10 protein-coding genes, 1 pseudogene and 1 riboswitch are annotated in these 13,553 nt (G+C 34.7%); of the genes and pseudogenes, 6 read left to right on the top strand and 5 right to left on the bottom strand.

Annotation, left to right across the window (positions count from 1 at the left end; genetic code table 11):
• Positions 1-148: 148 nt before the first annotated feature.
• From ACM6UH_RS02505 to ACM6UH_RS02495, 3 genes and pseudogenes are all read left to right on the top strand, one after another.
• The gene (locus tag ACM6UH_RS02505) at positions 149-1,570 is read left to right on the top strand and encodes an SLC13 family permease (protein WP_047504651.1); all 1,422 of its coding nucleotides are present in this window, start codon (positions 149-151) and stop codon (positions 1,568-1,570) included.
• A 136-nt stretch (positions 1,571-1,706) separates the two neighbouring features.
• Positions 1,707-1,912 (top strand): annotated as a pseudogene (locus ACM6UH_RS02500) (hypothetical protein).
• Between the two features lie 470 nt (positions 1,913-2,382).
• Entirely contained in the window at positions 2,383-2,670 is a 288-nt protein-coding gene (locus ACM6UH_RS02495; protein WP_061050475.1) for a YxeA family protein, read from the top strand.
• 235 nt (positions 2,671-2,905) lie between these two features.
• Here the strand turns inward: ACM6UH_RS02495 and ACM6UH_RS02490 are convergent, their stop codons facing one another.
• The 3 genes from ACM6UH_RS02490 to ACM6UH_RS02480 all read right to left on the bottom strand — a co-directional run bounded on the left by ACM6UH_RS02490 (position 2,906) and on the right by ACM6UH_RS02480 (position 6,592).
• Positions 2,906-3,775 carry an SDR family oxidoreductase gene (locus ACM6UH_RS02490; protein ID WP_011302285.1) on the bottom strand — a complete coding sequence of 290 codons (870 nt, stop codon included), beginning with the start codon at positions 3,773-3,775 and terminating at the stop codon, positions 2,906-2,908.
• A gap of 170 nt (positions 3,776-3,945) precedes the next feature.
• Entirely contained in the window at positions 3,946-5,841 is a 1,896-nt protein-coding gene (locus ACM6UH_RS02485; RefSeq protein WP_011302284.1) for an FtsX-like permease family protein, read from the bottom strand.
• Positions 5,831-6,592: an ABC transporter ATP-binding protein gene (locus ACM6UH_RS02480; RefSeq protein WP_011302283.1), complete on the bottom strand. Its 762-nt coding sequence runs from the start codon at positions 6,590-6,592 to the stop codon at positions 5,831-5,833. Before ACM6UH_RS02480 ends, ACM6UH_RS02485 begins: the two co-directional genes overlap by 11 nt.
• Positions 6,593-6,791: 199 nt before the next feature.
• Between ACM6UH_RS02480 and ACM6UH_RS02475 the strand changes: the two genes are divergently transcribed.
• The 3 genes from ACM6UH_RS02475 (at position 6,792) to copZ (ending at position 11,054) form a co-directional block, all read left to right on the top strand.
• Positions 6,792-8,243: a SulP family inorganic anion transporter gene (locus ACM6UH_RS02475; RefSeq protein ID WP_048787390.1), complete on the top strand. Its 1,452-nt coding sequence runs from the start codon at positions 6,792-6,794 to the stop codon at positions 8,241-8,243.
• A 174-nt stretch (positions 8,244-8,417) separates the two neighbouring features.
• Complete coding sequence (locus tag ACM6UH_RS02470) at positions 8,418-10,802, top strand: heavy metal translocating P-type ATPase (RefSeq protein WP_061050474.1); 2,385 nt, start codon at positions 8,418-8,420, stop codon at positions 10,800-10,802.
• A 45-nt stretch (positions 10,803-10,847) separates the two neighbouring features.
• Positions 10,848-11,054 carry a copper chaperone CopZ gene (gene copZ / locus ACM6UH_RS02465; RefSeq protein ID WP_011302280.1) on the top strand — a complete coding sequence of 69 codons (207 nt, stop codon included), beginning with the start codon at positions 10,848-10,850 and terminating at the stop codon, positions 11,052-11,054.
• A gap of 50 nt (positions 11,055-11,104) precedes the next feature.
• Here the strand turns inward: copZ and ACM6UH_RS02460 are convergent, their stop codons facing one another.
• Positions 11,105-12,103, bottom strand: coding sequence for a D-lactate dehydrogenase (locus tag ACM6UH_RS02460; protein WP_061050473.1), 999 nt, complete (start codon positions 12,101-12,103; stop codon positions 11,105-11,107).
• Positions 12,104-12,128: 25 nt separating this feature from the next.
• Positions 12,129-13,286, bottom strand: coding sequence for an aminotransferase class I/II-fold pyridoxal phosphate-dependent enzyme (locus tag ACM6UH_RS02455; RefSeq protein WP_011302278.1), 1,158 nt, complete (start codon positions 13,284-13,286; stop codon positions 12,129-12,131).
• A 58-nt stretch (positions 13,287-13,344) separates the two neighbouring features.
• Positions 13,345-13,453, bottom strand: a riboswitch (SAM riboswitch).
• Positions 13,454-13,553: the final 100 nt, after the last annotated feature.

Here is a 13,553-nt window from a genome sequence, read left to right as displayed (position 1 = left end):
CCCCCTTCGACAATCTACAATTTGTTAAATTCATTCTACCAGTTACCTCGGATTATTTTTACAATTTTCTGAAAAATGAATTGTTTATAAAGTTTTAAATTGATATTCTTACTGGTACAGGGGTTATAAACAAGGGGGATTTACATTTATGAAACAAAAAATCGGATTGATTTTAGGACCATTACTTTTTATTATCTTTTATTTTATACCTGCCATTACAGGTTTAGCAGACGCACCTAGAGCTGTGTTAGCAGTCACATTATTCGTAGCAACATGGTGGATTACAGAAGCGATTCCAATTCCTGCGACTTCATTAATTCCACTTATTCTCCTACCACTTACAGGTGGTACGGATGAAGTGATTGCAGCAAGTGCGTATGCGGATCCCATTGTTTTTATGTACATGGGTGGATTTATTATTGCGCTAGCGATTGAAAAATGGAATTTACATAAGCGGATTGCGATGACAATCATTTCCATGATGGGCACAAGCAGTAACCGCATTATATTAGGAACAATGATCGCCACTGCCTTTATATCTATGTGGATATCAAATGCTGCGACAGCACTGATGATGTTACCGATTGCCTTAGCACTTATTCAAGAAATTAAGGATGCACAATTTCTCAAACCAGCATCTGCAAGTAAGTTTAGTAAAGCGCTCTTACTTACCGTTGCTTATTCCGCTTCTATTGGTGGACTAGCTACACTCATTGGTTCAGTACCCAATGCAGTCTTTGCTGCCGTTGCATCATCAAGTCTTGATCGGAAAGTATCATTCGCGCAATGGATGATTTTCGCAGTGCCATTAACAGTTATTTTATTAGCAATTCTCTACTTCCTCTTAACAAAATGGCTATTTAAAATTGAAGATGCTGACCAAATATCCTCAGATTTTGCCAAGAAAGCTTTGCATGATTTAGGTCCGATGTCTAAAGAAGAAAAATTAACAGGCATTGTCTTTTTACTCGTTAGTTTATTATGGATTTTCGGAGGGCTTTTACCTGAAACATTGCACATCACAGATACGATTATAGCAATGTTTGGCGCTGTGTTGTTATTCCTTATTCCAGCCAAAAATGCTAAAGGCGGATTACTGGTATGGGACGATATGAATAAGTTACCCTGGGGAATATTACTACTATTTGGTGGCGGTTTGTCTTTAGCTGCAGCATTTGAAGATTCAGGGTTAACAAAATGGTTTGGTGGTATGTTAGGTATTGTGAAGCCACTGCCATTCATACTCATTGTGATTGTATTAACAACGGCCATCCTATTCCTAACAGAAGTGATGTCAAATACTGCCGTTTCAAATATGTTAATGCCTATCAGTATTGGATTTGCAGCAGCTATCAGCCAAGATCCCTTTATCATTATGGGTATCGTTGCCTTATCTTCTACTTGTGCATTTATGTTGCCTATATCCACGCCACCGAATGCAGCCGTATTTAGTTCGGATGAGTTAGAAATGAAAGATATGGTCAAGGCTGGCTTTGTACTTAATATTTTTGCAATTATTGTTATTTCACTCTTTGCGTATTTCTGGCTACCTATCGCATTCGGTTTATAGCTGGATGCTTCACAATAAACGATCGATACGTGCTATACTGCTAAGGTATGACACAACATCTATACTAAGGACGCATGTTAAATTGAGCGAAACAGTATAAACTAGGTATATAAACTTATAAAAGGAGTCAATAATTATGAAATTTTTAATTAAGGGAGCAATTGCCGTGGTCATTATACTTGGTGTCGTGAAGACTTTTGAAGATCATGATGTAACTGCCGAGGCAACAAATTACTATAACCAAGTTAAAAACGGTGAAATACTACAAAGCATTGAAAACGTAAATTTGACGGTATAAAAAATTTGGATTTCGAAAAGTTGATTCCTTCTGATTTCTTTTAAAGTTTATAACCTCATCAAGACATGACACATAAGTATTTAACATATGCTATACGTTATCTTGAGGTAACGCTATGCATATACAAATTGGATTTACTGTATCGGAATAACGCAATTGCAACAAATAGATTTTCTAAGACAACCTTCAGACTGAAGCAACGGACCGCTTATTTAAAAGCGCCGTTGCTTTTTTGTCGTGAATTTTAATTTCCCTATACATTATAGTGAAATATTATAAATAATTATTTATAATATAATTAAATTATAAAAAGGAGGTTTTCTTATGAAGAAATTCATTGTAAGTTCATTGTTGCTTGTCTCATTTTCCTTAAGCACTAGCCCTATACTCAAAGCCGCTACTGTTTATACTCAAGGTGCCGTTTGGAATTAAAGTATAGGTAGTATTGTCGTTATTAGAAAGTACTCATTTCATTAAAATAAAGGAGCTATCATCATGAAAAAAAACCTTACTCATTATCGTTATCCTTTTCGTACTATTGACAGTTGCCTTCTTCTCATTTGATAAATTTGACAGATTTAACCCATTATTAAAAAAAGAAACCTCTTATGCCATCGTTAAATTAAACACGCAATACTATCAAGATTTATCCATTTATTCTAAACAAGGAGAAAAACGCAGTTATAAAGTGTCATTTAATGGGTATAACCCTTCTGAACAATATGTAAAACTAAAACATAAAGGTACATACGTTGAACATATAGAATATATCAGCAAACAATCTTTCCCATCATTAAAATGATTAAAAATAATATTTCCAATAAAATATTTAACTTTAATAAAAGGTACTTCTCCCCAGTTTTATCAATTAAATATAAGTTTCCAATAACATTAAGCAATCAAAATGAGTCAGAAATCAGATTTTCTAATATAGATTTTTTAGTCCCATCCTGCGAACGATGACTAGAAAATGAAAAAGAGTCTGAAACATTTATGTTTGTCCCAGACTCATTGTCTTATTTTTTCCATTTCTATATTTATGAAGTAATATAATCTCCACCATTAACATGAATCACTTGGCCAGTGATATACGAACTATCCGCATAGGAAGCTAAAAATACATAAGAAGGCGCAAGTTCTGCTGGCTGTCCTCTTCTTTCCATTGGTGTTTCTCCACCTTGATTTTCCACTTTATCTTCAGAAAATGTAGCTGGTATCAGTGGTGTATAAATAGGACCTGGTGCCACAGCATTGACTCGTATGCCTTTGCTCATTAAAGTTGTCGCTAGTGAACGCGTAAATGCAACAATTGCCCCTTTAGTAGCTGAATAATCAATTAGGTGTGCAGATCCTCTATAAGCTGTAACACTCGTCGTGTTAATGATTGCGTCACCTTCTTTTAAATGTGGTACCGCTGCTTGAGATAAAAACATCATTCCAAATATATTTGTTTCAAAAGTTTCTTTGATTTGTTCAGGTGCGATATCTTCAAAATGATCTTGTGGAAATTGAACACCACCGTTGTTTACTAAAATATTCAATTCTCCGAAATCAGCAACGACCTTTTCAATTAATTTTTGTGAATCTTCGACTTTTTTTAAATCATGGGCGTACGCTTTTGCAGTAACACCTAAAGATGATATTTGTTCAACGACCGCTTCAGCATCTTCATGCTCATCATAGTATCCAATCGCTACATTAGCACCCTCTTTTGCATAAAGCACTGCGATAGCACGTCCTATACCAGAGTCACCACCCGTTATTAATGCAACTTTACCTTTTAACTTGCCACCACTTTTATAACTTTCCATTTCCGTTATTGGTTGTGGGTTCATATCTTTCTGTATACCTGGCTGTCTATCTTGTGTGTATCCTTTTATTTGCTTATGAAATTCTAATAAATTCATTAACTATACACCTCTCTGTTATAATCTCTATCCATTTATAGATACCACTTTATTCTTATGACAAACATGAATGGCACAACATAAATTCTAGACAGACTATGTGCGTTATACAAAAAACACTGTAACGATATACGCTACAGTGTTCTAAATAAAAACCAATGCTATTATATTTAAATTGAATGTCTGACGATACGGCTTGAATGTACAAAAGCCATTACTGCAAAAATACCATAAACAATTGAATAGGCAATCATGACGATATAAATAGGAGTCATCGTTGAACCACCCATAAGAAACATAAAGGCTTTTGCTGCAAAGTAAGCATGTAATAATGAAACAATGAGTGGTAGACCAAAGTTGAATATCACTTTAAGTCCAAGCCCTTTCAGCATATCTTGATGTGTATAACCAATCTTACGTAGAATACGGAAGTTAGGAATTTCATCTTCGGTTTCATCCATTTGTTTGATATAAATGATACATCCTGCCGCCACTAAAAATGCTAATCCTAAAAATGCAGTAACAAATAGTAGAATTCCTACAGAATCATTCATATCTTGTCGCTGTGTTTTTTGAGATTGTATGTCTGGATTAATGGATTTAGCAATTTTATTTGCCGCTTTCCAATCACTTTGTTTTTCCAAATTATATCCATATTGATGTTTGGTTTCTACAGCACTTTGTTTCAATTGATTATATTTATCTTCACTAACAATAAGTACCGGTCCAGCATAGCTCACTTCACTACTGAAATGGACATCTTCATTACTGTCTATAACCTTAATTGATTGATCCGGTTTACTTTTCAGTTTAATAATACCTTGATCATTATGTTGTGCAAATCCACCTGCAGCTGCTAAATTAGTTATCTTAGCTTTGTTTCCAGTAATGTCTTTATCTTTAAAATATTGATTACTCGTAATAAACATTTCAGTTGGCATCATATTGCCAGTGCCTCCACTTTCCTTGAAAAAGCTATCCTTCGTCACTTTCACTCTCTCTAATTCTTTATATTGTTCATCGTAACCAATATGCGCCTCATCTAATTTATTTTCGAACGCTTCTGCTTGTTTTTGTTCTGTGAAATTAAAATCTTGTGGAGAACTCAACTTCACATTGTCATCAATCGTTGCTTTGCTAATTGCACCAAAGCATAATACTGTCACTGTCACTGCAGATATTGTGGCAATAATTGTTAAAGATAACGCATTCTTTTTCATTCTATGCATAATTGAAGAAGTAAATACAACATCTGTAATGGACACTTTACCATGTTTAGCATTTTTGATTGTTTTAAAAATAACTGATACTGAACTTCTGAAGAATAGATATGCGCCTACAACTGTTAAGAACAGAATGATAAATGGTGTGAACATCATACCACTTGCAAATTTACCAAACATTTCTGTAGACATATAGTAACCAAAGATAATCATAGCGATACCCAAAATACCAGATATGACTTCAGCAATTGAAATATTATTTTTAGTTGCTTCTGATTTTGAACTATCGTTCATCATTGATAAAATACTGCGTTTTCGTAAAAAGATAAAACTTTGTATCATAATTAAGCACATTGCTACAATAACGAGTAATACAGTTTGTGTAACTGCTGGAAATTGGAATGTTAATGATACGCTTGTACTAATATCCAATATTTTAAGTACAATCATCAGTAGAATTTTCGATCCAAAAACACCTACGATAATACCGATTACACTTGTCACTAAGAACATAGCGATTTGTTCAATCAAAATCATGCGTAAAATATTAGATCTCGTAAGCCCAATGAGTTGGTATAATGCAAATTCACGTGTACGTCTTTTAACAAATAACTGATTTGCGTACATTAAAAAGACGATAATAATAACGAATAAAAAATATGAACCAACGACAGAGCCTTTTTTAATGATGCCTATAGAATTCGCGTTATTGATACTATCTGTATATTTTAATGTAACAAAGCTAAAATATAATACAATACTCACAATGAGCGAAAATATATACATCGCATAGTGACGTAAATTTTGTCTTAAATTTTTAAGAACAATTTGATTAAAGCTCATGTGCCACACCACCTAAGGCTGTTTGCATATGAATGATATTTTTATAAAATGCTTGATTCGTATCTTCACCTTGGTAGACCTCTGAATGAATATTGCCATCTTTCAGCATGATTACTCTATTTGAGTAACTCGCTGCAACAGGGTCATGTGTCACCATAACGATTGTCGCATTCATGTTTTTATTAAGATCTTCAAGTCTATGCAATAAGTCTTGCGCACTTTTAGAGTCTAACGCCCCTGTAGGTTCATCCGCGAAGATAATTGCTGGTTTATGGACTGATGCACGCGCTGCAGCAGTACGTTGTTGTTGACCACCAGAAATTTCATTAGGATATTTATCTCCAAGTTCTTGAATACCTAATGCTTCTGTCACTTCTTTATAATTTTTTTCTTTTTCTTCTTTTGACATTTTTTGAATTGATAGAGGCAACATAATATTTTCTTTAACTGTCAGTGTATTTAAGACACTATAATTTTGGAAAATAAAACCGACTTCTTTTTTTCTAAAGTCTGCCAATGCTTTATTACTCATTTCATTCAATTTGTGACCATTGATTTCAACTGTTCCACTGGTAATATAATCAATAGAACTCAATACATTTAACAAAGTTGTCTTTCCTGATCCAGACGGTCCCATAATAGAAACAAATTCACCTTTTTCTATTGAGAATTCAATCCCTTTTAATACTTCTTGTTGACGATGTCTGTTTCCGTAACTTTTCGTTAGTCCTTCTACTTTCAATATAGACAAGCCGCTCACTCCTTAATTACTGTATAGTCATAGCTTAACGAATCTCAATTCTTTTTTCGTTTGTTTCAACTAACAAATATTTCCATTTAAATGACAAACCTGTCACATATATAAAAAGTATTTTATTCAAATCTTAAAATGCTCAGTTATATCTTATGATATAATAGCTAAGTTCAATTTTAAATAAGGAGTACAAGAGATGTTAAATAAATTAAAAAGTGAATGGCTAACTGCACCAGGCACCAATGTTTTAGCTGGTATTGTTGTTGCATTAGCGCTCATTCCAGAGGCCATTTCGTTCTCAATTATTGCTGGTGTGGATCCCATGGTCGGTTTATATTCTTCATTTATTATAGCAGTGGTCATTTCCTTTGTAGGGGGCAGACCAGCTATGATATCTGCTGCTACCGGTTCTGTCGCATTAGTAATTGTTCCTTTAGTCAAAGATCATGGCGTCCAATATTTGCTTGCTGCGACAATACTAATGGGTATCATACAAATCATTTTCGGTATTTTAAAAATAGGAAGATTAATGAAATTCATTCCAAATTCTGTCATGATTGGATTCGTTAATGCACTAGCTATTATGATTTTCATGACCCAAATCAAACATATCTTTGGTATTTCTATCCCAACTTATTTATTTGTTATCTCTACCCTACTTATTATTTACTTGCTACCACGCGTATTTAATAAAGTACCCGCACCACTTGTTGCAATTATACTACTAACCATAACGTATTTAATTACCGGTGCAAAAGTTGAGACTGTGGGTGATTTAGGTGCAATTAATCGTTCATTGCCACAATTCTTTATTCCGGATGTACCATTCAACTTACAGACATTACAAATCATTTTTCCATACTCATTATCTATGGCGATTGTCGGTCTGGTAGAAAGTTTATTGACTGCTAGAATTGTGGATCAAGCAACAGATACATATAGTAGTAAAAATCAAGAATCACGTGGCCAAGGTATTGCTAATGTAGTAACTGGTTTCTTTGGCGCAATGGGTGGTTGTGCGATGATTGGTCAATCTGTCATTAATGTTCGATCAGGTGCAACGACAAGATTATCTACTTTTACTGCCGGTATATTTTTAATCATTTTGATTATCATCTTTGGCGACTGGGTTGTTCAAATTCCAATGCCTATTCTCGCTGCAATTATGGTTATGGTTTCAATTGGTACATTTGATTGGAGATCTTTTAAATTTATTAAAAAAGCACCTCGCACTGATGCATTTGTCATGATTTTAACAGTTGCGATTGTGCTAATCTCTAATAACCTAGCTCTAGGTGTTATCGTCGGTGTCGTTGTGAGTGCACTTTGTTTTGCAACAAAGATTTCAAACGTGGTTGTTACCTACGAAGAAGAGGACGACACCATTCATTATTATATTACTGGACAAATTTTCTTCGTATCTATTGATTCATTAATGAACCAAGTTGATTTAGAATTAAGACATAAAACAATTTACTTAAATTTTAAAGATGCACATTTATGGGATGATTCTGCAGTAAATGCCATAGATACTTTAATAGATAATTATCATAAAAAAAACAATACAATTTACGTTCAGTATCTAAATAAAGATAGCCGTAAAATCGTAAATGAATTAAGTAAAGTGAATCAACAACATCTTTTATAAATATTTTCCAAGACTGAAGCATGATATACCTTAATTGGCATACGATGCTTCAGTCTTTTTTTAAACATTGTGTTTGACTTGTATACCTACTAGGGGTATATTATAAATATAAAACAAATGACTTAATCGTATGTATCCAGCCATTTTATTTTAACTATAAGGAGGTCACAGCATATGACTGAACAGAAAAAGACGACCATTGGCATTACTGGAATGACATGTGCTGCCTGTGCCAATCGCATTGAGAAAAACTTAAATAAATTAGATGATGTAGAAGCAAATGTGAATGTTACAACTGAAAAAGCTACAATATCTTACAACCCAGAATCAACATCCGCAGATGATTTAACAAAAACCATAGAAAAAACAGGTTATGGTGTGTTAAATGAAACAGCTGAGTTAGATGTTATTGGCATGACGTGTGCAGCATGTTCTAACCGAATTGAAAAAGTATTGAATCGTACAGATGGTGTAGATCAAGCAACAGTCAATTTAACAACTGAAAATGCTACGATTTCCTATAATCCTAGTGCAACGTCTGTTGATGCATTAATTAAAAAAATACAAAAAATAGGTTACGATGCACAACCCAAAAAAGAGGTGGCCGAAAAAAGTTCACAAAAAGAATTAGAATTAAGAAGCAAATTAGTTAAATTAATCATTTCTGCAGTGTTGGCCGCGCCACTCTTGCTAACAATGCTTGTACATCTTTTCGGTATACAAATTCCATCTATTTTTATGAATCCTTGGTTCCAATTTATATTGGCAACACCGGTTCAATTTATTATCGGATGGCAATTTTATGTTGGAGCTTACAAAAACTTAAGAAATGGCTCAGCAAATATGGACGTACTCGTTGCATTAGGTACAAGTGCCGCCTATTTCTACAGTTTATACGAAATGGTCAAATGGCTATTTAATGCTAATGTGATGCCTCATTTATATTTCGAAACAAGTGCCGTATTAATTACACTTATTTTATTTGGTAAATATTTAGAAACTCGTGCAAAAACACAAACGACAAATGCATTAAGTGAATTATTGAATCTTCAAGCCAAAGAAGCGCGCGTTTTGCGGGACAATAAAGAACAGATGATACCGCTAAACGATGTGGTTGAAGGCGATTATTTAATTATTAAACCTGGTGAAAAAATACCTGTAGACGGTAAAATCATTAAAGGAAAAACGTCTATTGATGAATCGATGCTAACTGGTGAATCCATGCCAGTTGAAAAAGTGCAAGATGATAACGTTATCGGTTCAACTATGAATAAAAATGGTTCTATCACTGTTAAAGCTACGAAGGTAGGAAAAGATACTGCCCTCGCGTCTATTATTAAAGTTGTTGAAGAAGCACAAGGTTCGAAAGCACCGATACAACGTCTAGCCGATGTTATTTCAGGTTACTTTGTACCTATCGTCGTTGGTATCGCAGTACTCACTTTTATTATATGGATTGCATTCGTTCAACAAGGTCAATTTGAACCCGCATTAGTTGCCGCAATTGCAGTACTCGTCATTGCGTGTCCTTGTGCACTTGGTTTAGCAACACCTACATCAATCATGGTAGGAACTGGAAAAGCTGCAGAAAACGGTATTTTATTTAAAGGTGGCGAACACATTGAACGTACCCATCAAATCGATACCGTCGTACTTGATAAAACAGGTACGATAACCAATGGGAAACCAGTAGTCACTGACTTTGATAGTGATGAAGAAGCTTTGCAATTATTAGCTAGCGCAGAAAAAGGTTCAGAACATCCTTTAGCAGATGCCATTGTAAATTATGCCCAAACGATGAATATTAAATTATTAGATACAACTGACTTCGAAGCGGTACCTGGGCGCGGTATTAAAGCAAATATATCTGGCAAAAATTTAATTGTTGGTAACCGTCAATTTATGAACGACGAAAATGTCGATATAAAAGATTCAGAAGACATCATGACTCAATTTGAAAAATCTGGTAAAACAGCAATGTTAATTGCAATCAATCAAGAATATAGAGGGATGGTTGCCGTTGCAGATACAGTCAAAGACTCAACTGCTGCTGCAATTAAACAATTACATGATCTCAATATTAAAGTCGTCATGTTAACCGGTGACAATGAACGTACAGCACAAGCTATTGCCAATGAAGTTGGTATCGATACAATCATTGCCCAAGTATTACCAGAAGAAAAAGCAGCAAAAATCAAATCACTCCAAACCCAAGATAAAACCATTGCGATGGTGGGTGACGGCGTTAACGATGCACCAGCACTCGTACAAGCCGATATTGGTATTGCTATTGGTACTGGCACAGAAGTCGCTATTGAAGCCGCAGATGTTACAATTCTAGGCGGTGACTTATTATTAATACCTAAAGCCATTAAGGCAAGTAAAGCAACCATACGCAATATTCGCCAAAACTTATTCTGGGCATTTGGTTATAATGTTGCAGGTATACCTATCGCCGCACTTGGTTTGCTCGCACCATGGATTGCTGGTGCAGCCATGGCTCTAAGTTCTGTTAGTGTAGTAACAAATGCGTTAAGATTAAAACGTATGAAATTATAAATGATATATAATACAATCATACGACTTTATGAGGAGGTGATTTATATGGCTACAGAAACAATTCAAGTAGAAGGCATGAGCTGTGACCATTGCAAACATGCTGTAGAAACTGCATTAACTGAGCTTGATGGTGTATCAACAGCTGACGTTAGTCTAGAAGCCGGTAATGTTAAAGTAGATTTTGACGATGACAAAGTTACAATGCCTCAAATGAAAGACGCAATAGAAGACCAAGGTTACGATGTTAAATAAATATAAAAGAAGGGACGCTTAGTCATTTAAGCGCCCCTTCTTTTATATATTTAATTTACTCTTAAACGCGTGTCACCTGTTTTTATGACTTCCCTCGTTGCATCTAATGCATCAACAATTAAATTTTCGACAGCGGCATCTGTATAAAATGCAATGTGTGGTGAAACAATGACATCTGGTCGTTCAATCAATTGCTTTAACATATCATCATTAAATGCTGTATGACGTTGATCACTAGGGAACAAGCCTTTTTCACCTTCATACGTATCTAATGCTGCACCTTTTATCAAACCTCGATCTAAAGCATCGATTAATGCACTTGTTTTCACAATTGTACCTCGAGCACAATTAATAAATACAGAACCTGGTTTAAATTCATTGAATAAAGTTTCATCAAACAAATAATCATTTTCCTTACTAGCTGGAATATGTACTGTTACGATATCTGCATTTTGGATTGCTTCATTGATGGTACTTGCATAAGTTAAAAAGCTTCTATAATCATCATTAGGTGCAATGTCATAAGCCGTTACTTCAGCGTCAAATCCTTGCGCAAATATCTTAGCAACAATTGAACCAATGCGACCTGTTCCAATGACAGCAACTTTCAAGTCTCTAATAGAACGTGATAATATATCCGGTTGCCACCTAAAATCATATTCAGCAGTTTTTTGTTGAATGTCATTATAATTACGAACTAGATTGAGTGCTTGTGACACAGTATATTCCGCAATTGAATGTGGTGAATAAGAAGGTACATTACTAATAATCAAATTATATTTTTCCGCCAATTCAAAATCATAAATATCAAAGCCAGCACTACGTTGAGCAATTTGTTTAATCCCAAAATCATGTAATTGCTTATAAATGGTTTCGTCCAATGGTATTTGTTGCGAAATAGACACACCATCAAATCCTTTTACACGTGAGACAGTTTCACATGTTAATAAATCTTCATCTAAATCGACTTCTACTTTATGCTTATTAGACCAAGCTTCAATGAAAGCTTTATCCTCATTTCTAACGCCAAAAAGTTTTATACGCGTCATGTTAGCATCCCCTTTAAAATTAATGTTATTCATACAGATGTCTCAGAGATTGGATTCTCTCGGCAGCTACTTTCAATTGCTCATCATCAAGCGCTAATGATATACGCACATAGTTTTTACCATGTTCACCAAACGGAATACCCGGTGCAACAAGTATGGATTGCTCTTGTAATAAATAGTCAACAAATGATTCCCCATCAAAATTTGGCGGCGTTTTTAGCCACAAGAATATACCACCTTTCATCGGTTCAAATGGAATATTTTCTTCCTTTAACTTCGCTTCAAAAGTATCCCTACGTTGTTTGAAAATATTACTTTGTTCGTCCAAGAAATCATCATAGTGATTCAATGCATAGGTCGCTGCATCTTGTAACGCACCAAACATACCCGCATGCGTGTGTGTGTGATATTTTTTCAACGCTTGAATCATATCTTTATTGCCTACTGCAAATCCAACTCTAAAACCGGACATATTATATCCTTTAGATAATGAAAATACTTCAATCGCTAAATCTTTTGCACCTTCTGTTTGTAAAATACTCGGATTTTTATGATCAAACCCAAATGCACTGTACGCAAAATCATGAACTATTTTAGTCTTTGTACCTTTAAATTGCGCTACAGCCTCATCAAATACAGCTTGTGTAGCTACTGATCCAGTAGGATTATTTGGATACGTTAAATAGACTAATCGCGTATTTTTCAATATATCCCTATCCACTTTATCCCATTGAGGCAAGTAATATGGTGGTTCTAATACGAGCGGTTGTGGATGTGCATCAGCTAATAAGACACCCGCCTTATAATCTGTATAACCTGGATCTGGTAGTAGTACATTTTCACCAGGATTAACAATACAAGATGGTAAAGCTACCAAACCATTTTTAGTTCCGTACAAAATACAGACTTCATCGTCTTTATCTAACACGACATCATATTGCCTTTGATAAAAATCTACAATCGCTTGTTTAAAAGTCTCTTTACCATGAAATGCTACATACTTTTGATTATTAGGCTCTCGCAATGCATCTGTAAAACAATCAATAATCCCTGTTGGTGTTTCTCCATCTGGTATACCTACCGCCATATTAATTAAAGGTAACGGCCCATGTTCAACAGGCTGCCCCATCGTTTTTGCAAAATAACTATCTGGTACTTGTGCTAATCTATCCGAAATCACCATCAAAGTCCTCCTAATAAAAAAACTATATACCTACGAAAGTGGCATATAGTTTACATGTCACCTATCTTTCAAGTAGTGTTACTTGTTGGACGAAGCACAGTACTTCTTTACAAAGTCTGTTGCTGAAGCTTCACAGGGCCAATTCCCTCAACTTCTCTGGATAAGTTTTGCTTTTAAATTACTATTAATTTTATCAGAATATTCAAACATGTCAATGCAAAAAAAGGGAGTAGGACAGAAATCAAATTTTCTAATAGAGATTTCGTA

It is taken from the genome of Staphylococcus sp. LKG4-2 (genome assembly GCF_050955665.1).
Taxonomy (GTDB): domain Bacteria; phylum Bacillota; class Bacilli; order Staphylococcales; family Staphylococcaceae; genus Staphylococcus; species Staphylococcus saprophyticus.
Note: the sequence above shows the minus strand (reverse complement) of the source record. Positions and strands in the feature narration are given on the sequence as shown.

What these genes read in the sequence shown, in the direction of transcription:
- ACM6UH_RS02475 (WP_048787390.1), top strand. Translation starts at nt 6,792, where the DNA reads ATGTTAAATAAATTAAAAAGTGAATGGCTAACTGCACCAGGCACCAAT.
- ACM6UH_RS02485 (WP_011302284.1), bottom strand. Translation starts at nt 5,841, where the DNA reads ATGAGCTTTAATCAAATTGTTCTTAAAAATTTAAGACAAAATTTACGT.
- copZ (WP_011302280.1), top strand. Translation starts at nt 10,848, where the DNA reads ATGGCTACAGAAACAATTCAAGTAGAAGGCATGAGCTGTGACCATTGC.
- ACM6UH_RS02455 (WP_011302278.1), bottom strand. Translation starts at nt 13,286, where the DNA reads ATGGTGATTTCGGATAGATTAGCACAAGTACCAGATAGTTATTTTGCA.
- ACM6UH_RS02470 (WP_061050474.1), top strand. Translation starts at nt 8,418, where the DNA reads ATGACTGAACAGAAAAAGACGACCATTGGCATTACTGGAATGACATGT.
- ACM6UH_RS02505 (WP_047504651.1), top strand. Translation starts at nt 149, where the DNA reads ATGAAACAAAAAATCGGATTGATTTTAGGACCATTACTTTTTATTATC.
- ACM6UH_RS02490 (WP_011302285.1), bottom strand. Translation starts at nt 3,775, where the DNA reads ATGAATTTATTAGAATTTCATAAGCAAATAAAAGGATACACACAAGAT.
- ACM6UH_RS02460 (WP_061050473.1), bottom strand. Translation starts at nt 12,103, where the DNA reads ATGACGCGTATAAAACTTTTTGGCGTTAGAAATGAGGATAAAGCTTTC.